This window comes from Stenotrophomonas sp. GW821-FHT02D01 (assembly GCF_059421765.1).
Genome location: NZ_JBWKVP010000003.1, coordinates 285,152 through 303,135, shown reverse-complemented (window position 1 = coordinate 303,135; position 17,984 = coordinate 285,152). Strand labels below are relative to the sequence as shown.

Sequence of the window (17,984 nt, the reverse complement as noted above, 5' to 3'; positions counted from 1 at the left end):
CGAACAACCGTACTGCACTGTGCGGTTCATCGCCGCTGCAGCTCTGCAGCGCGCTTCATCATCAATGCGCACTACGTTCCCGAAGACCAGCAGTGCGCCGGGCAGGCTGGCATCCATCGTAGCCGAGGAGCACGATGGATGGCGCGTTGCCGGCCAGCGGCCGGCACTACCCTTGCCTTGCTGACTCCGGGTCGCCTCAGGATCAGACCGCATTGAGCGGCGAGCACGCCAACCGGGCCCGGCCTTCACAGTTACCACGGCCCCTGCAATGCAACCATGCAGGACGCGCCCTGCCCCCATCGGTAACCTATGCCCCACCTTCGTCGTCTTTTTGGCCGCTGGCTGCGCCTGCGTCGTCGTGTGCGTTGGCGCTGGCGTGAGCACCAGGCCTCGGCCCCGGCCATCGAGGCCACCGAGGGCCCACTGCGTGCCGCGCTGTACAACGTTGAACAGATGGAGGAGTACGGCCGCGCGCTTGCGCGACAGCATCGCGTGCGGTTGCGCCCCAGCCCGGAGCGCCTGCTAGAACGGCTGCAGGCCAACGAGCGTGTGCTGGAAGACGCCAACACGCTGCTGAGCAGCGTAGTGCGCGAACAGCGGCCGGTGACCCCGGCCGGGGAATGGCTGCTCGACAACTACTACCTGGTCGAAGAACAGATCCAGACCGCGCGACGCCACCTGCCGCGCGGCTACAGCCGCCAGTTGCCTTCACTTGCCTCCGGCCCATCGGCCGGGTTGCCACGGGTGTATGAGCTGTCGATGCAGGCGATCGCGCACGGTGACGGCCGCATTGACGCCGATACGCTGGGCCGCTTCATCGCCTCGTACCAGTCGCTCGCGCCGCTGAGCCTGGGCGAACTGTGGGCGGTTCCGATCATGCTGCGCCTGGCACTGCTGGAGAACCTGCGGCGCATGGCCGCGCGGGTGATGCGCGATGGGACCGACCGCCGCCTCGCCACGCAGTGGGCTGACAACCTCAATCGCGCGGCGTCCGATACCCCTACCGATGTGGTCCTGGTGGTTGCCGACATGGCGCGATCCGCGCCGCCGCTGACCGGCGCGTTCATCGCCGAGCTGACGCGCTCGCTGCAGGGGCGCGGCGGCGCGTGGGCCATGCCCATCGCCTGGCTGGAACAGTGGGCGGCAGCGGCTGGGCAGCGCATCGACGAACTGGTTGCCGCCGAGGGGCAGCAGCAGGCGGCCGACCAGGTCTCCATCGGCAACAGCATCGGCAGCCTGCGCTTCCTCTCCACCATGGATTGGCGCACCTTTGTCGAAGACATGAGTGTGGTCGAGCAGCGGCTGCGGGAAGACCCCATGGCCGTCTATGCGCAGATGGATTTCGGCACCCGCGATGCCTACCGCCACGTGGTGGAGAAGATTGCCCGCGGCAGCCGCATCGCCGAGGAGCGCGTTGCGGTCATCGCGCTGGACCTGGCACGGGCGGCTACGCCGGCGGACGGCCCACGCACGCACGTGGGCTACTGGCTGGTCGGCGAAGGCCTGCAGACCACTGTAGCGGCGGTGGCCGAGGCAGCACCGCGCCACCGCAAGGCACGGCGACTGGCGCATCGCGTGCCGCTTGCGCTGTACCTGCTGCCGATCGGCCTGCTGGCGGTGCTGGCGACCAGCGGCCTGCTGGCAACCGGCAGCGGCTCGGTACCTGTCTGGCTGGCCGCGCTGCTCGGGCTGCTGGCATTCAGTGAACTCGGCATCGTGCTGGTGAACTGGACCGCGACGGTGCTGGTCGCCCCCAGGCCGCTTCCCAAGCTTGATTTCAGCGAAGGCATTCCTGCCGCGTGCGCCACCGTGGTCGCGGTCCCCTCGATGCTGTCCAGCGTCGACGGCATCGACGTTCTGGTCGAAGCGCTGGAGGTGCGTTTCCTGGCCAACCGCGATCCCCAGCTGCGCTTCGTGTTGTTGACGGATTTTCTCGACGCGCCAGCAGCACAGGCGCCGATGGACGACGCTCTGCTTGCGCACGCCGTGGCACGGATCGAGGAATTGAACCATCGTTACGCGCCCGAGCGAGGCGATCGCTTCTACCTGCTGCACCGGCCCAGGCAATGGAACCCGGGCGAAGGTGTGTGGATGGGCCACGAGCGCAAGCGCGGCAAGCTGGCCGCGCTCAATGCCCTGCTCCGCCAAGGCGATGCGGCGGCGTTCATGCGCATCGTCGGAGACGCGGCGGCCCTGATCGGCGTCCGTTACGTCATCACGCTGGACTCGGACACGCAGCTTCCGCGGGATGCGGCACGCGCGTTCGTCGCCACCTTGGCGCACCCGCTCAACCGCCCGCGCTTCGATCCGCAGCTGCAACGCGTAGTGGAGGGCTACGGCATCCTGCAGCCCAGCGTCGGCACCAGCCTGGGCCGGCGCCGCACCTCGCGTTTTGCCAGGATGTTCGGCAGCGAGCCCGGCATCGATCCGTACACGCGCATGGTTTCCGACGTCTACCAGGATCTGTTCGACGAAGGCTCGTTCGTTGGCAAGGGCATCTATGACGTCGAGGCCTTCGAGCATGCGCTGGAGGGCCGCCTGCCCGAGAACCGCATCCTCAGCCACGATCTGCTGGAAGGCTGCTATGCACGCGCAGGCCTGGTCAGTGATGTGCGCCTGTACGAGGACTATCCCGAGCGCTACGCCGCCGATGCCAAGCGCCGTGCGCGCTGGATCCGTGGCGACTGGCAGCTGCTGCCGTGGTTGTTGCCGTGGACACCGCGCCCGGGCCCGGGCTGGGAACGCAACCGGCTCAGCCTGCTTTCGCGCGGCAAGTTGCTGGACAACCTGCGCCGGAGCGTGGTTCCGATTGCTGCCCTTGCGTTGTTGCTTGCTGGCTGGCTGTATGCGCGGAACCCTGCTGCGTGGACCGCGTGGGTGCTGGCGCTGTGGTTCGCGCCGCCGCTGATAGGCATGCTGCGTGATGGCCTGAGCGTTCCGGAAGACACGCCGCTGGAAGCGCATTACATCAAGGTCGGGCGCGGTACGTTGCAGTCGTTGCTGCGCGCGTCCACCCAGATAGCGTGCCTGCCCTACGAAGCACTGCTGGCCAGTGACGCCGTGCTGCGCACGCTCTGGCGCATGGCCGTCACACGCCGTCACCTGCTGCAATGGAATCCCTCCAGCGAAGTCGAACGCCGCCTTGGTAGCGATCGCGGCGCGGAATGGCGGGTGATGGCGCCATCCTCGCTGCTGGCGCTCGCGCTGGTGGCTGTGGTGGCCGGCGTGCGTCCGCAGGCACTGCCGATTGCCCTGCCCCTGCTGTTGGCGTGGACCTTTGCGCCGGCATTGATGGCGTGGCTGGGTCGCCCGCCGGCGGCGAGCGTGGCCGAGTTGTCGGTCACGCAACGGGCGTTCCTGGGCCGGCTGGCGCGGCGCACCTGGTCCTTCTTCCAGGCCTGGGTGCGCGAGCAGGATCATTGGCTGCCGCCGGACAACATCCAGGAGCATCCGGCGCTGGTGGTCGCGCGGCGGACCTCGCCGACCAACATCGGCCTGTCCCTGCTGGCCAATCTGTCTGCGTGGGATTTCGGCTATCTGCAGCAGGGCGCGGTGGCGGAACGTACCGCCCGCACGTTCGATACGCTGGACCAGCTGCCGCGCCATCGCGGCCACTTCCTCAACTGGTACGACACCGAAACCCTGGCGCCGCTGCCGCCGCGCTACGTCTCCACCGTCGACAGCGGCAACCTTGCCGGCCACCTGCTTACCCTGCGCCAAGGCCTGCTCGCGCTGGTGGACGCGCCGGTGCTGGCGCCGCACACGTTCGATGGCCTGGCCGATACGCTGGGCGTGCTGGAAGAGGAGCGGCAGCGTCATCGCGCCGACGATGCGTCGCTGGTCGAGGCGCTCAATCATCTTCGCCAGCGTTTGGCGTCTACGCGTGTCGAGCGTCCCGTCGGGACGGCGCAGTTGCTGGCCCGCCTGCAGGAACTGGCCGGTCTGGCCGACGCCGTGCTGCTGCAATGGCCGGCACCGCCTTCGCCCGAGGACGGTGAGCTGCATTGGCCGGCCCTGTTCGCCGCCGAATGCCATGCCGCCCAGGCCTCGCTGGCCGATATCCCTGCCGATGCCAGCGCGGCCGTCGATGCACCGGTGCCAAGCCTGCGCCAGTTGGCCGCCCTGCCCGGTACGGCCGGCGCGGACGCGCGCGTACGCATCGAGCAGCTGCAGGACCTGGCGCACCGCGCCGGGCAGTTCTCGCTGATGGAATACGGGTTCCTGTTCTACCGTACCCGCAACCTGCTTTCGATCGGCTACAACGTAGACGACCACCGCCTCGACAACAGCTTCTACGACCTGCTGGCTTCCGAAGCGCGGCTGGGCGCGTTCGTTGCCATTGCGCAGGGCCAGCTTGCACAGGAAAGCTGGTTTGCGCTCGGGCGCATGCTCACCGAGGTCAACGGTACGCCGACGCTGCTGTCATGGAGTGGCTCGATGTTCGAGTACCTCATGCCGCAGCTGGTGATGCCCAGCTATCCGGACACGTTGCTGGACCAGACCGCACGGCACGCGGTCGAGGCGCAGATCGTCTACGGCCGTACGTTGAACCTGCCATGGGGCGTGTCCGAGTCCGGCTACAACGCCGTCGATGCCCGCCTGAACTACCAGTACCGGGCGTTCGGCGTGCCCGGATTGGGGCTCAAGCGCGGCCTGGGCCAGGACCGGGTCATCGCGCCCTATGCCAGCATGATGGCGCTGATGGTGGCGCCGGAAGCGGCCTGCCAGAACCTCCAGGCGCTGCAAGAACTGGGCTTCTGCGGGCGTTTCGGCATGTACGAGGCGATCGACTACACGCCCACCCGGGTGCCGCCGGGACAGGATCACGTCCTGCTGCGTTCGTTCATGGCCCACCACCAGGGCATGGGCCTGCTGTCGCTGGATTACCTGTTGCGTGACCAGCCGATGCAGCGCCGCTTCCTTGCCGATGTCGAGTTCCAGGCGACCTTGCTGCTGCTGCAGGAACGTATCCCGCGCGTGGGCGTGTTCCATCCCCATGAGGTCGAAGCGCTTGGCGAGCACTCGGCCCTGGCCGAGCACGAGACGTCCCTGCGTGTCCTGCGCGACCCGGGTGGCCCGCGCCCGGAAGTGCAGCTGCTGTCCAACGGTCGCTACCACGGCATGCTGACCCATGCCGGCGGCGGCTACAGCCGCCACGGCGACCTGTCACTTACCCGCTGGCGCGAGGACGGTACCACCGATGCCTGGGGCACGTTCTGCTATCTGCGCGACGTGGACAGCGGCGAGTTCTGGTCTGCCGCCTACCAGCCCACCTGCGTGGCAGTGGACAATTACGAGGCGATCTTCTCTGACGCCAAGGCGGAATTCCGCGGTGTGCGCCGCGGCTGCGAGAGCCACCTGCAGGTCGCCATCTCCGCCGAGGACGACATCGAGCTCAGGCGCCTGCGCCTGACCAACCGCAGCCGTCGCCCGCGCACGGTCGAGATCACCACCTATGCCGAAGTGGTGCTGGCACCCGCAGCGGCCGACGATGCGCACCCGGCCTTCAGCAACCTCTTCGTGCAGAGCGAGATCCTGGCCGCCAAGCAGGCGGTGCTGTGCACGCGCCGGCCACGTTCGCACGACGAGGTGCCGCCGTGGATGTTCCATCTGGTGGCGGTGCACGATGCGGAAGTGGTGGCGATCTCCTATGAAACCGACCGTGCGCGCTTCCTGGGCCGTGGCAACACGCCGCGGACGCCGCAGGCATTGACCACCGATGCCGACCTGTCCGGCACCGATGGCTCTGTGCTGGACCCGATCGTGGCCATCCGCGTCCGCGTGGTGCTTGAGCCCGAGCAGACCGTACAGCTGGACATGGTGTATGGCATCGGCGCCAGTCGCGGCGGTTGCGAAGCACTGGTGGACAAATACCGTGATCGCCGCCTGGCCGACCGCGTCTTCGATCTGGCCTGGACACACAGCCAGGTGGTGCGCCGGCAGATCAACGCAAGCCAGGCCGAGGCATCGCTGTATGAGCGCCTGGCCAGCCACGTGCTGTATGCCGGTCCGCTGCTGCGCGCCGGTGCAGGCGTCCTGCAGCAGAACCAGCGAGGACAATCCGGGCTGTGGGGCCATGCCATCTCCGGCGACCTGCCCATCGTGCTGCTGAAGGTCACCGACGCGGACAACGTGGAACTGGTCCGGCAACTGGTGCAGGCGCATGCCTACTGGCGCCAGAAGGGCCTCAACACCGACCTGGTCATCTGGAACGACAGCAAGGCCGGCTATCGGCAGGAGCTGCAGGACCAGATTCTGGGGATGGTGGCCGCCAGTTCGGAGACCGGCCTGCTCGACCGCCCCGGCGGCATTTTCGTGCGGCCGGTGCAGAACATGACCCACGAGGACCGCATTCTGTTGCAGGCGGTGGCACGGGCGGTCATCAGCGACGAAGACGGTACGTTGGTCGCGCAGGTGGGGCGTCAGCCGTTGCCTCCGCGACGGATCCCGGCCCTGGTGCCGCAGGCGCTGCAGCAGGAGCTGGCCCTGTCGATGGAGGCGACGCCTGGGCTGCCCATCGTTGCCGACCTGGGCCCGGAGCCCGGACTGCCGCCGAGCGCCGAGCACGACGAAGAAGTGGACGACCCGTGGCCTTTCCTTCCTTACCGCGGCACCGGCCGATTCGACAACGGCACCGGCAGTTTCAGCGAGGACGGCCGCGAGTACGTGGTGGTGGTACGCGAAGGCGCGCCGACGCCGGCGCCATGGGCCAACGTGATCGCCAACGCCCGCCTGGGCACGGTCGTCAGCGAGAGTGCACCGGGCTACACATGGTTCGAGAATGCACACGAATTCCGCCTGACGCCCTGGCTCAATGATCCGGTGTCGGACACTGGGGGCGAAGCTTTCTACGTGCGCGACGAAGACACCGGTCGTGTCTGGTCGCCGATGCCGCTGCCGCGCCGTGGCACCGGCGCGTACCGTACGCGCCATGGCTTCGGCTACACGGTCTACGAGCATGTTGAAGACGGCATCGCCAGCGAGTTGTGGGTCTTCGTCGACGTCGCCGCGCCGCTGAAGTTCTCGGTCCTGCGGCTGCACAACCTGTCGGGCCGGCCACGGCGGTTGTCGGCCATCGGCTACGTTGAATGGGTGATGGGTGACCTGCGCGCGAAGTCGCGCATGCACGTACTCACCGAACGTGACCCGCAGAGTGGCGCGCTGCTGGCGCGCAACACCTACAGCACCGACTTCGGCGGCCGGATGGCCTTCTTCGACACCGATGCCGATGGCTGCGGCTGGACCTGTGACCGACTGGAGTTCATCGGCCGCAACGGCAGCCTGCACGCTCCGGCGGCGCTGCGTCGCGAGCGCCTGGATTCACGGCTGGGTGCCGGCCTGGATCCGTGCGCGGCGATCCAGGTGCCGTTGCTGCTGGCTGCAGGCGACCGCAGCGAAACCACGTTCCGCCTTGGCGCCGGGCGCAACCGCAAGGAAACGCTGGCGTTGGCACGAAGCCGCCAGGGCGCCCATGAGGCCATCGACGCGCTGGACGCGGTGCGCATCCACTGGCGCAACGTGCTGGCCACGGTGCAGGTGCGCACGCCAGACCCGGCGCTGGACGCACTGGCCAACGGTTGGCTGGTCTACCAGACGCTGGGCTGCCGCTACCTGGCACGCAGTGGCTACTATCAATCAGGCGGTGCGTTCGGTTTCCGCGACCAGCTGCAGGATGCACTCGCCCTCGTGCACGCTCGCCCGGACCTGACCCGCGAGCACCTGCTGCTATGCGCTGCACACCAGTTCACCGAAGGCGATGTGATGCACTGGTGGCACCCTCCGCAAGGTCGCGGCGTGCGCACCCGCTGTTCGGACGATTACCTCTGGCTGCCGCAGGGGGCATGCCGCTACCTGGAGGTTACCGGCGACGGCAGCGTGCTGGACGAAGTGGTCGGCTACATCGAGGGGCGCGCGGTGACACCCGAAGAGGAAGGGTATTACGACATGCCCACGCCTTCGACGCAGCGCGGCACGCTGTATGCGCACTGCGTGCTCGCGCTCGAGCGCGGTTGCCGCTTGCTCGGCGAGCGCGGCTTGCCACTGATGGGCAGCGGGGATTGGAACGACGGCATGAACCGCGTCGGCGACCAGCAGCGCGGTGAAAGCGTGTGGCTCGGCTTCTTCCTGCATGACACGCTCCGCCGCTTCATCGGGCTGGCCAACGCGCATGGCGATGCACCCCGTGCAGAGTGGTGCCAACAGCAGGCCGAAAGCCTGCGCCAGAACCTGGAACAGCATGCCTGGGACGGGGCATGGTATCGCCGCGCCTGGTTCGACAACGGCGCCCCGTTGGGCTCGTCACAGAACGAAGAATGCCGCATCGATTCGATTTCGCAGAGCTGGTCGGTGCTGTCAGGCGTCGCCGCGCCTGAACGTGCCTCGCAGGCGCTGGATTCGCTGTACACGCACTTGGTGCGAAAGGACGCCAAGCTGATCCAGCTGCTCGATCCGCCCTTCGACCAGACCCCGGAAGACCCCGGCTACATTCGTGGCTACGTACCGGGCGTGCGCGAGAATGGCGGCCAGTACACCCACGCGGCCGTGTGGGCGGCCATGGCATTCGCACAGCAGGGCGATGCGGTGCGTGCCTGGGAGCTGGCCGGCATGATCAACCCGCTCAGTCACACCCTGGACCCGGAGGCGATCCAGACCTACCGCGTCGAGCCCTATGTGCTGGCAGCCGATGTCTACGCCGTGCCTCCGCACGTCGGGCGAGGCGGCTGGACGTGGTACACCGGCTCGGCCGGTTGGATGTATCGCCTGCTGGTCGAATCGCTGCTGGGCATACGTCGGCAGGGCGATCGTCTGTCGCTGGCACCGTGCCTGCCCGATCACTGGCCGTCATTCGAACTGAGCTACCGCTTCGGCCGCAGCTTCTACGAGTTCGTGGTGACCCGTACTGCGCAGGACCAGCCTACGCTGCACGTGGATGGCGTGCTGCAGCCGGACCTCAGCGTCCTGCTGCGCGACGACGGCCATCACTACCGCGTCGCGCTTGACCTGGGCGCGGCCCCGGGATGAACGTGCGCCCTGAAGTACAGGTGCAGCTTGATGCACTGGCCGAGATGCTGGTGCACTGGTTGGCGCGGTCGCGCCATCCGGCGCAGTTCTGGCCGCAGTTCGAAACGCTGGCTGCGGAGATTCTGGACCAATGCGAGCACACGGAGAGGGGCCAGGCGCACGCGTGCATCCAGGCCATGCTCAAAAGCCACGCGCTGGAGCTTCCATCCTGGTACGAGCGTGATGACAGCCTGCCGCCGGGGACGCCAGGAGAGTGAAGGCCAGCGCGCTGCGTTACGATGCCGGGCTCAACTGACCAGAGATGCGCGTGCCCGTCTCCACTCGCCTGTTGCTTGCCATCGCAGCTTCCCTGCTGCCGCTTTCCGGGACGATCGCAGCACCGTCCACGCAGCCCGCTTCCACCGCCCCGGCCAGCAGCTGCCAGGACGACGCGTCCCGCTGCCCCGCATGGATGCCCTCACAGGCCGAGATGCGCAACACCATCGCCGACTACTTCTGCGAGCTGGCTGACCAGGGGCGCATCCAGCCTCGGGTAAAGCCGTTGGTCCGCGCCGAATCCTCGCCACTGAACTGTGGTGCGCTGGGAGAGCAGGCCGGTTCGAACTTTGTCTGCGGCGGTGAAATGCGTTTCGTCGGCAAGGGCGGCGAAATGGACACCATCACGTTCAGTCCCACGCTTCGCCGCGAGGAGGATGGGCGCATCGCGCTCTACGTGGGCAATGACGAGGAAGGTGAACAGGTGTGGCGGGTGCCCGCCCCGCGGGCCACCTCAGTGACATGCGCGGGGCGCTGAGCGCGGCACATCTGCGCGCGCTCCGCTTCGGATCAGTTTGTGCGGAATTTCACGATCGGACCTGTTACGGGCGCCCATTTTCAAGTGAGCCATTGGCGCGTCCGGCTTTGCTGGGCGCCAGGCTATCGTCCCCCTGCCGCATGACGGCCTCGATCCAGTCGACGTAGCGTGACACGCGAACGTTGTGGACCATCTGGCCATAGAAACCCGCTTCAAGGGCATGCTCCGGTACGGCCGTGATCCAGGACCCGAGTCCCACCAATTGCCAGGTGCCGTGGTCGTTGACCACAAGCGGGCCACCGCTGTCTCCACTTCCCAGTACGCCCTCAAGCGGCAGGCCCTGCGGCGGCGGATCGAACCGGTACCAGAGATACCGCTGATTGCCGCCGGTAATCGTGTTGTGGGCCCGCCGCAGGGATGTACGGTGCGGCGCATCCGGCAACTGGCCAACCGCACCGTTGCCGGTGGCGCCCTTCCCTATCAAGACGGCGACCCGCGTGACCTCTGCTGAACCCCGATACAGCGCCACGGGCGTGGCATCGGTCACCGGCGCGGCAAGCTTGATCAGCGCGATGTCATCCGAGGCTGCCAGGAAGGCATGGATCCGGGAAGGACTTCCTGTTGCCATCGCCTCCTTGCCCAGGGCCTCGGGCATCCTCCGGTAGCCGGGATGCAGGAATACGCGTTCAACGCCATACGCGTTGCCATTGATCGCGATCGTTGCTCCCATTCCTTCCATCGGCGCTGCATGCGCTGCGGTCAGCACCCAACGCGGGGCGATGAGAACGCCGTGCCCCTCTCCTGGCATGTCCGCCAGCGCCGGGAAGTCAGATCGTTCGATGCGGTACCTGCCATCTTCGACATCATCACGGATGACGATGGCCCCGGCAGCGAACGGGAGCGCGGCAAGCAGCAGAAAGAGCCAGCGATTCATCGAAAGCATTCATCCTTGTGGTCGATCGATCCAGCCTAGCAAACGCATCGACACTGCTGATGGACGCGCGACCAATTCCCGTGGCGGCCGACGAAGGGGTGGAAACCACGCCTGAAGCCGGGAAGCGCCGAGACGTTTAGTGTTCACCGCGCAAGGCGAGCCTGGCATTCCGGCGGATCGCACAGCCCGTACGTGCGTAGGATTTCCAGATTGGTTCGCGCCCTTGAACCTCTCTGTTCACAGCCCCCGAGCGAAGATCGGGAACAGGGAAGGGCCCCGTCCATGAGAACGGCGCGCCCTTCACCGGGTGAAGTACAGAAACCCAGCCACGGCGATCGGCATCGGGTCGGCCTCGATGCGCTGGGCCACCAGTGCCATCACTTCGATGCCATCGCCCTGGGCTTCGGGTGCTGACTGGACCACCCGCATTCCTCCGGGTTCGCCCTGCGTCCCCGGCCCATCGAGGGAAAGCCCTTTGGTGAGGTCTGCAGCAAGGGCTGCATCGAAGACAGCCACCACGGAACTGCGCGACAGTATCAGCCGCGTGGACGGATGACCGAAGACCAGAGCCGGTGCTGGAAGCTTCATTTCCGCGACAATGCCGGGCATGTCGCCCAGTGCATTGCTGTAACCCCCACCCTTGCCGGCGATCGGCTGCCAGCCACCCGATGGCTTCCCGCGGGTTGCGATGTCACGCAATTGATGGGCCAACGCCCGGAATGCGGTGCGATCCGCCTTGCAGGACACGAGCGCCAGCGCCTGATCGATTTCATCCTGCCTGGGAACGGTGTTGCGGATCGATTCTGCTGCCGGGGCGTTCGGCGCAATGACAAGCCCCAAGCCTGCGAGCAGTAGAATCCTGTTCAACGTAAGGGTGATCAATGCGCAATGCTCCTGCCTGGGGTGCCAACACTGTTCGGCACCACACCGCACAGCTGGGAAACACCCTCTTTATCGGGAAACATCATTACCAGCGAGCGCTTCCCGCGCGGCGATTCTTTCGACCAGCGTATCGATCGCAGCCTCCATGGCGCGCGCCGTCTGGTCGCCGCTCTGGTTGGTGATGATGAAGATGCCAAGATCGTATTTGGGCACGATGTAGATGTAGCACTGCGACCGCGGTACGCCACCATGATGCGCATGGTAGACGCCCTTCAGCCGGTCACCGGAAACGATGTTCCAGAAGTAGCCGATGCTGAACTCCGAATCGAACGTGACCAGAGGGCGATGCGACTCCTTTACCACCGGCCCGTTGGCCAGCTGGAACCTGAGGTACTTCACCATTTCCGGGACAGTTGCCTTCACGTTCCCGGAGGCGCCCCACGGCAACTGTGGCATCGGCGTGGTCGGTATCGGGTTGTCGCTGTGATAGCCGACCGCAAGCCGGGACGCTTCGCTGTCGCTGAGTCTGATTCTGAGACCCGTCATCGCCGCGGAATCGCCAAGGAATCCCCGTAACAGCGACTCGTAGTCGCTGTTGTAGACGGTTTCCAGGATATGCGCTGTCAGTTCCGTTCCGGCACTGGAGTAGGCTTAGTCCTTGCCGGGTGCCCGGTCAATCTCGACGGCGTGCAGATCCTTGAAGAAGTCAGCCTTGCCGTAGTGCGCATAGAGGGTATTGAGTTCGCTGGGCGTACGATGATCGGTGAAGTCCTCCAACACCGTGTTCGCGCGTTCCGGCAGCATGTTCGGCAGGCCGCTGGTGTGCGACAGCAGATGGCGGATGCGGATGGGCTCGCCCTTGTACTGCAGGTTCGGATAGTCCCCCTGCAGGTACTGCCGGACGTCGTCGTCCAGACTGACCTTGTGTTCCAGAACGGCATTGGCCATCAGGGTGCCGGCCAGGGTCTTGCTCAACGAACCGATCTCGTAGAGGGTCGCATCGGTTGGAGGGCCAGGCTTGCCGGTTTCCATGTCGCCGCGATGACGGACGAATTCCTCGCCCCGGTACACGACGCCGATCGAGGCCGAATGAAGCAACGGCTGCTGGATCAGCGCTGCGGCGATCTCATCGATCTCCGCCCCCAGATCCGTCGTTGCGGCCTTCTCGCTGGCGCAGCTTGCGGCCAACAGCGCGGCCGACACTACGAGGCAGCGGAACCATCGCCTGTTTCGAACAGTCATCGGATTCGCATGCATGCGTAGGCGCTTGAAGGGAGGTGGGAAAAGGGCTCTTAAGATACCCGATGGCAGGGGCTCGATTGCCGATGGATGCCGAGCCTCGCCCCGGGTCGAGCTCCCCTGCCCGGTGCACGCCCGTCGCTGAACGCTGCCAGCATCTCCACGCAATCTCCATCGCCCCTCCATGCTCCCTCCAAAGGACTGCAGATACTGGCAGCGATCAGGGGAAATGCCTCCATCGATCCCCTGCCCCATCCTCGATCTGCCCAGGTCCCCATGAAGCCCCCACACGATCCGGCCGTCGCAGCCGGCAGCATCGGCCAGCAGAATGCGGCCGCCACCCTGAAAGCCATCCTGCGCACCTACCCCTGGCAGCTCACCGGCACCTTTTCGCTGGTGGCGCTGGAGAATGCGCTGCTGCTGGCCTATCCGCTGTTCGCCGGCTTCGCGGTGGACGCGATCATCCGTGGCAACGTCGGCCATGCCATTTCCTACGCCGGCGTGGTGCTGCTGTTTTGGCTGGTAGGCGCCGCCCGCCGTGCGGTCGATACACGCACCTTCACCCGTATCTACGCCGATCTGGCCGTAAACGTGGTGCAGGCGCAGCGACGCCTGGGCCAGGCCACCTCCACCTCGGCGGCGCGGGTGGTACTGGCCCGCGAGTTCGTCGACTTCTTCGAGAAGCACGTGCCGATCATCGCCACTGCGCTCGTTTCCATGTTCGGCGCGGCGGCGATGCTGCTGGCAATCGAACCCCTGGTGGGGGCCGCCAGCCTCATCGCCCTGCTCGGTGCGCTGGTGTTGCTGCCCTCGTTCGCTCGCCGCAACGAGCAGTTGCACGGCCGCCTGAACAACCGGCTGGAGCATGAAATCCGGCTGGTCGACCGGGTTGGCCCGTCCGTGCTGCGCCGCCACTACCGCACCCTGTCGCGACTGCGCATCCTGCTGTCCGATCGCGAGGCTGGTGCCTTCGTGGTGGTCGGCGCGGCCGCTGCGGTGCTGTTTGCCTTGACCATCGGCCGCCTCGCCACGACCGATGGCGTGACCCCTGGCCACGTTTATGCGGTGATGACCTACCTGTGGACCTTTGTCGGCAGCCTGGACGATGCACCGTCGATGGTCGACCAGCTGGCAAGGCTGAAGGACATCGGCCGACGGGTCAGCCCGGGAATGGAGGATGCAGAGAGCAACGTCCGCCCTGGGCCATGAGCCGCCGCCGGCTGTCTAGGCGATTGTCTCCATTGCTGCGGGCAGAGCGACAACCGAGCCGCCCAGCACCCGCCAGACACCGTCCGTCTTCCCCCAGAATCGGCAGTACCTGAAGCGGCCAGAGAAGGCTTCGCCATCGAAGGTTCCGGCCAGGTCCGCAGTGGTGAGTGCAACAGCGGTTTGATCATGCAGGGCAATCTCCACCGATTGCCATTCGGCCACGCTCAGCTTCTGGCGCCCTGAACGATGCAGGGCCAGATCATCCTGCTTGCCAAACACTTCGCCCGAAGGCCCCACAAAGATCAGGGCGTCTGCAATCAGGCCATCCAGCGCGGCCACGTCGCTGGTGAGCATCGCGATGCGCAGCGCTTCTTCGAGCTGCCGTATTTCAGTGTCCATGCCGGCTCCATGGTAGTTGGGCGATTGCTGCGTCAGTGACAACCTGCCATCACTACCGATGGGCTTCGGGCGCCAGGGTATGGATCACCCTGCCCTGCGCGTCCAGGAACTCGATGGCCCCGTAGCCTTCCGGCGTTACGGTCAGGCGCAGCCTGGCGCGGTCCTGTTGATCGTTCAGCGCGATGGCAGGGGTGCCATCGGCAGCCACCGCCATCTCGATGCGTGTTGGCGTCTGCACCCCCGGAATCAGGCGGTTGTCCAGCCGCGGCTCGCGAATCAGCGGCGGCGCCTGGTTGATCGAGAACCGCACGTCGCCGTCAGGCGACACACGCCAGCCAATTGCATCCATGGCCGGGTGGTCAAGCGCCAGTACGGCAATGCCGCCCTCCACGTCTGCGGTTCCAAAGCCACCGCGCTCGCTGCCCTTGTGGTCGTACAGCACAATGCCCGCCACATTGAAGGCTCGCTTGTACTGGATGCCATCGATGATGGGCGGTGGCGTCTGGCCCGAGAGCGTCATCCGGATCACCCCGTTCTCGTCGACGATATCGATCCGCCGCGCCGTGATGCGTTCTTTGTCCGGAGCATCCACACGGGTCTGCGGCGAGGTGCTGACGATCACCTTCTGCAGCTGCTCGACCGAAGGGCGTTTGGGGCTGTTTGTTTCCGCTGCCAGGGCGGCCATGGAAAAAGAAGAAAACGCGATGGCGGTTGCAATGCAGTGTGTTCGATTCATGGGTTCTCCCAGGGCCAGGAATGATGCACGCGCGGAAACGGGACTACGCCGGCCATGTCAGCCACGCGCCCGGCTCGACGACCTGCACGGCCACGGCACGGTCACCGGCTGCCTTGCGAAGCCGTCCAAGCGGGTCGTCCACTTCCGCATAGTTGTCCATTCCGCTGATGCCATAGTGAATGGGCACCAGCGTGCGTGCACCGAGGATTGCCGCCGCTGCCACCGCCTGCTCCGGCGTCAGTACGCCAGGCTGGCCACTTATCGGCTCGCGCCAACCGAACGTGGCGCCATTGATGGGGAGGAAGGCCGCATCGAACGGTCCGAACTGGCGCCCGATACGCCACCAATGGCCGTGCCATTGGGTGTCGCCGCCATGGAAGATGCGTCGGCCGCCTGCTGTTACCACCCAGGACACCTGCGTATCGCCGTAGCCGTCCGATGCCGGTACCGGCGTTGCAGTGAAGTCGCCCAGCAGTTGGGGCTCCCACAGCGCGCTCGGCCGTGCACGTGCGGCTGCGGGTAGCGGCATGGGCTGCAGGCCGGCTGGATATGCGAGTGTTCCCCCTTTGCTGAGCGCCGCCGCAACCGCATCTGCATCGAAGTGATCGGAGTGGGTGTGGGTGACAAGCACGTGGCTTTCGCCCAGCACATCGTTCACCGGCACCAGCCGGTCCGGCAACGCCTTGCCCCACGTTGCGGGATTCACCAGCGGATCAATCAGCAGCGTGCTCTCCGGCAATTGCAGCCGCACCCCGGCCCACGCCAATCGCTGGGCGCGCAGGCTGCGCATCGCCGCCGGTGGCGCTGCGGCGCCGGCAGGGACCAGCGCAGCAGCGGCCACACCGGCGCAACTGGCAAGGAAGCGTCTGCGACTGCCCAGCGCCGGCGCGTTGAAGGAATCGTGTTTCATGCGGCCTGCTCCCTTGCTGCCAGCGCAGCATCCAGGGAGAAGATCGACTGCGCGACGATCGCCGTGAGATTGTGTCCATGCCATTCTCGTTCGAATGCCGTCGGCGCTATTCCCGACGCGATGCAATCCTCCAGTCTGATGGCTGCTATCAGCGCCGTGGCTTCCGTCGGTGCGGCTCGCAGCCGGATGTCCACGACGATCTCCTGCATCCGCTGCAGATAGTGGAGTGCATTGCCCAGCACCGCCGCATCGAAGACCCCGATATGCCCGCCGACCACCCTGCTGCGCCCGAACTGCTGGATACGGCCGATGGCGGCGCGCTGCAGCGCCGGGTCCGACCGGGAGAGATAGACGATGTTGCCGACGATGTTGTCGCCCACGCAGACCAGATCGGCGCTCGGCACATCCACGCTCATGTGGTCCATCGTTTTGCCAGGGTTGTACAGGATGCGCAGCTGGTGGCGCCCCCAGCGCATGGCGAGATTGTCGAACACGATATCGGGATCGCGGTAGCGTGATGCCACCGGTTGGTTCTGCGAAAGAAAGGCATGCCGGTGATGGCGGTGCGCCAGGGTCAGTGCCTCTGGAAAGAGCGTCATGCCACAGATGTGGTCGCTCATGAAATGGGTGGCGGCAACCAGTCGCACCCTCTTGCCCATCTGCCCGTGCAGTACGTCCCGCAGCCAGGCGGCATCCTCCTCGCTGCCCAACGCGTCCACCAGCAGCACCTGGTCTCCGTTGACGAAGGCGGTAGCGACCGATTCAACCTGGTCACCGACGAACATCAGCACATCTGGGGCAAGCTCCTGAATACGCACGGCGGGTTTTCCGGGTGGTGGATCGGCATCATCACCAGCTCATGCGGCACCCGGCAAACGAGTAGTTCTACGCTTCGCGTTAGAAAAATTCATGCGCTACGATGGCAGGGCCCCTGCGTTGGATGGTGCCCGTGAAAGCCCGCCCCACTGCCCCACTGAATGCGCTGCGCACGTTCGAAGCGGCTGCCCGCCACCTCAGCTTCAATCAGGCGGCGCGTGAGCTGTTCGTCACCCCGGCTGCGGTCAGCCATCAGGTCAAACACCTCGAGGCCTATCTGGGCGTAAGCCTGTTCCAGCGCAATCACCGCGCCGTGGCGCTCACATCAGAGGGCGCGGCACTGGCAACAACGATCGGCGATCTACTTGGGCAGCTGGACTTGGCGTTGGAGCGCGCCAGGACGCGCGCACCACACGAGCTGCGGGTGACAACCATGGAGTCGTTCGCCGCCAAATGGCTGGCCCCAAGGCTGCACCGCTTTCACCATGCGCACCCCGATGTCCGGGTGCGCATCGACACCGGCAATGAACATGCCGACTTTCTGCGCGGAGGATTCCATGTCGGCATCCGCTACGGTGCAGGCAGCTACACCGGCGTGCGCGCTGAGCTGCTGTTGAAGGCGTCGGTATTCCCTGTGTGCTCGCCCGCGCTGCTGGCCGGCACTGCTGGCCGGCTGCAGCAGCCTGATGATCTGCGCCACTGCACCTTGTTGCACGATGAAAGTGCCACGGACCGCCCCGGCGTGCCGGCATGGTCGCACTGGTTGGAGGCCGCCGGCGCCACCAACATCAACGCAAGCGCCGGGCCGGTCTTTCCCAGCATCTATCTTGCGCAGGAAGCGGCGGTGGCCGGCCATGGCGTGGCGCTTGGCGTGGCGCCGCTGGTGGAAGATGATCTCCGCCAAGGCAGGCTGGTGAAACCCTTCAGCCTGGGGCTGGAGAACCGTTACGCATTCTGGTTGATCCGTCGGGAGATGGCTCAGGACCGCCCCGATGTGCAGGCGTTCTGCCAATGGCTGGTTGAGGAGTGCAGTGATCGGCCATGA

General features: G+C 66.1%; 11 protein-coding genes and 1 pseudogene. 5 read left to right on the top strand and 7 right to left on the bottom strand.

Annotation, left to right across the window (positions count from 1 at the left end; genetic code table 11):
• Nucleotides 1–309 precede the first annotated feature (309 nt).
• The 3 genes from AC07UW_RS08865 to AC07UW_RS08855 are packed head-to-tail and all read left to right on the top strand — an operon-like array spanning nt 310 to nt 9,814.
• Complete coding sequence (locus tag AC07UW_RS08865; RefSeq protein ID WP_495211865.1) at nt 310–9,021, top strand: glycoside hydrolase family 94 protein; 8,712 nt, start codon at nt 310–312, stop codon at nt 9,019–9,021.
• 20 nt (nt 9,022–9,041) lie between these two features.
• A complete protein-coding gene (locus AC07UW_RS08860) occupies nt 9,042–9,278 on the top strand; it encodes a hypothetical protein (RefSeq protein WP_495211864.1) in 237 nt (78 codons plus the stop codon).
• Nucleotides 9,279–9,322: 44 nt separating this feature from the next.
• Complete coding sequence (locus AC07UW_RS08855; protein WP_495211863.1) at nt 9,323–9,814, top strand: hypothetical protein; 492 nt, start codon at nt 9,323–9,325, stop codon at nt 9,812–9,814.
• Between the two features lie 64 nt (nt 9,815–9,878).
• On the opposite strand, the gene AC07UW_RS08850 is transcribed toward AC07UW_RS08855, so the two are convergent.
• The 3 genes and pseudogenes from AC07UW_RS08850 to AC07UW_RS08840 form a co-directional block, all read right to left on the bottom strand.
• Nucleotides 9,879–10,748, bottom strand: a complete 870-nt coding sequence (locus AC07UW_RS08850; protein WP_495211862.1) for a S1 family peptidase — start codon at nt 10,746–10,748, stop codon at nt 9,879–9,881.
• Between the two features lie 300 nt (nt 10,749–11,048).
• Nucleotides 11,049–11,630 (bottom strand): hypothetical protein, encoded by a 582-nt coding sequence (locus AC07UW_RS08845; protein ID WP_495211861.1) that lies wholly within the window; start codon nt 11,628–11,630, stop codon nt 11,049–11,051.
• A 69-nt stretch (nt 11,631–11,699) separates the two neighbouring features.
• Nucleotides 11,700–12,872: pseudogene (locus AC07UW_RS08840) on the bottom strand (serine hydrolase domain-containing protein).
• Between the two features lie 273 nt (nt 12,873–13,145).
• Between AC07UW_RS08840 and AC07UW_RS08835 the strand changes: the two are divergent.
• Entirely contained in the window at nt 13,146–14,078 is a 933-nt protein-coding gene (locus AC07UW_RS08835; RefSeq protein WP_495211860.1) for an ABC transporter six-transmembrane domain-containing protein, read from the top strand.
• A gap of 15 nt (nt 14,079–14,093) precedes the next feature.
• On the opposite strand, the gene AC07UW_RS08830 is transcribed toward AC07UW_RS08835, so the two are convergent.
• The 4 genes from AC07UW_RS08830 to AC07UW_RS08815 are packed head-to-tail and all read right to left on the bottom strand — an operon-like array spanning nt 14,094 to nt 16,941.
• Entirely contained in the window at nt 14,094–14,477 is a 384-nt protein-coding gene (locus AC07UW_RS08830; RefSeq protein WP_495211859.1) for a nuclear transport factor 2 family protein, read from the bottom strand.
• Between the two features lie 52 nt (nt 14,478–14,529).
• Nucleotides 14,530–15,213: a hypothetical protein gene (locus tag AC07UW_RS08825; RefSeq protein ID WP_495211858.1), complete on the bottom strand. Its 684-nt coding sequence runs from the start codon at nt 15,211–15,213 to the stop codon at nt 14,530–14,532.
• 43 nt (nt 15,214–15,256) lie between these two features.
• Nucleotides 15,257–16,123, bottom strand: coding sequence for an MBL fold metallo-hydrolase (locus tag AC07UW_RS08820; protein WP_218787529.1), 867 nt, complete (start codon nt 16,121–16,123; stop codon nt 15,257–15,259).
• Nucleotides 16,120–16,941: an MBL fold metallo-hydrolase gene (locus tag AC07UW_RS08815; protein ID WP_495211857.1), complete on the bottom strand. Its 822-nt coding sequence runs from the start codon at nt 16,939–16,941 to the stop codon at nt 16,120–16,122. The genes AC07UW_RS08820 and AC07UW_RS08815 overlap by 4 nt, the downstream gene beginning before the upstream one ends.
• Nucleotides 16,942–17,072: 131 nt before the next feature.
• On the opposite strand from AC07UW_RS08815, the gene gcvA reads away from it, so the two are divergent.
• Nucleotides 17,073–17,984: a transcriptional regulator GcvA gene (gene gcvA / locus AC07UW_RS08810; RefSeq protein ID WP_495211856.1), complete on the top strand. Its 912-nt coding sequence runs from the start codon at nt 17,073–17,075 to the stop codon at nt 17,982–17,984.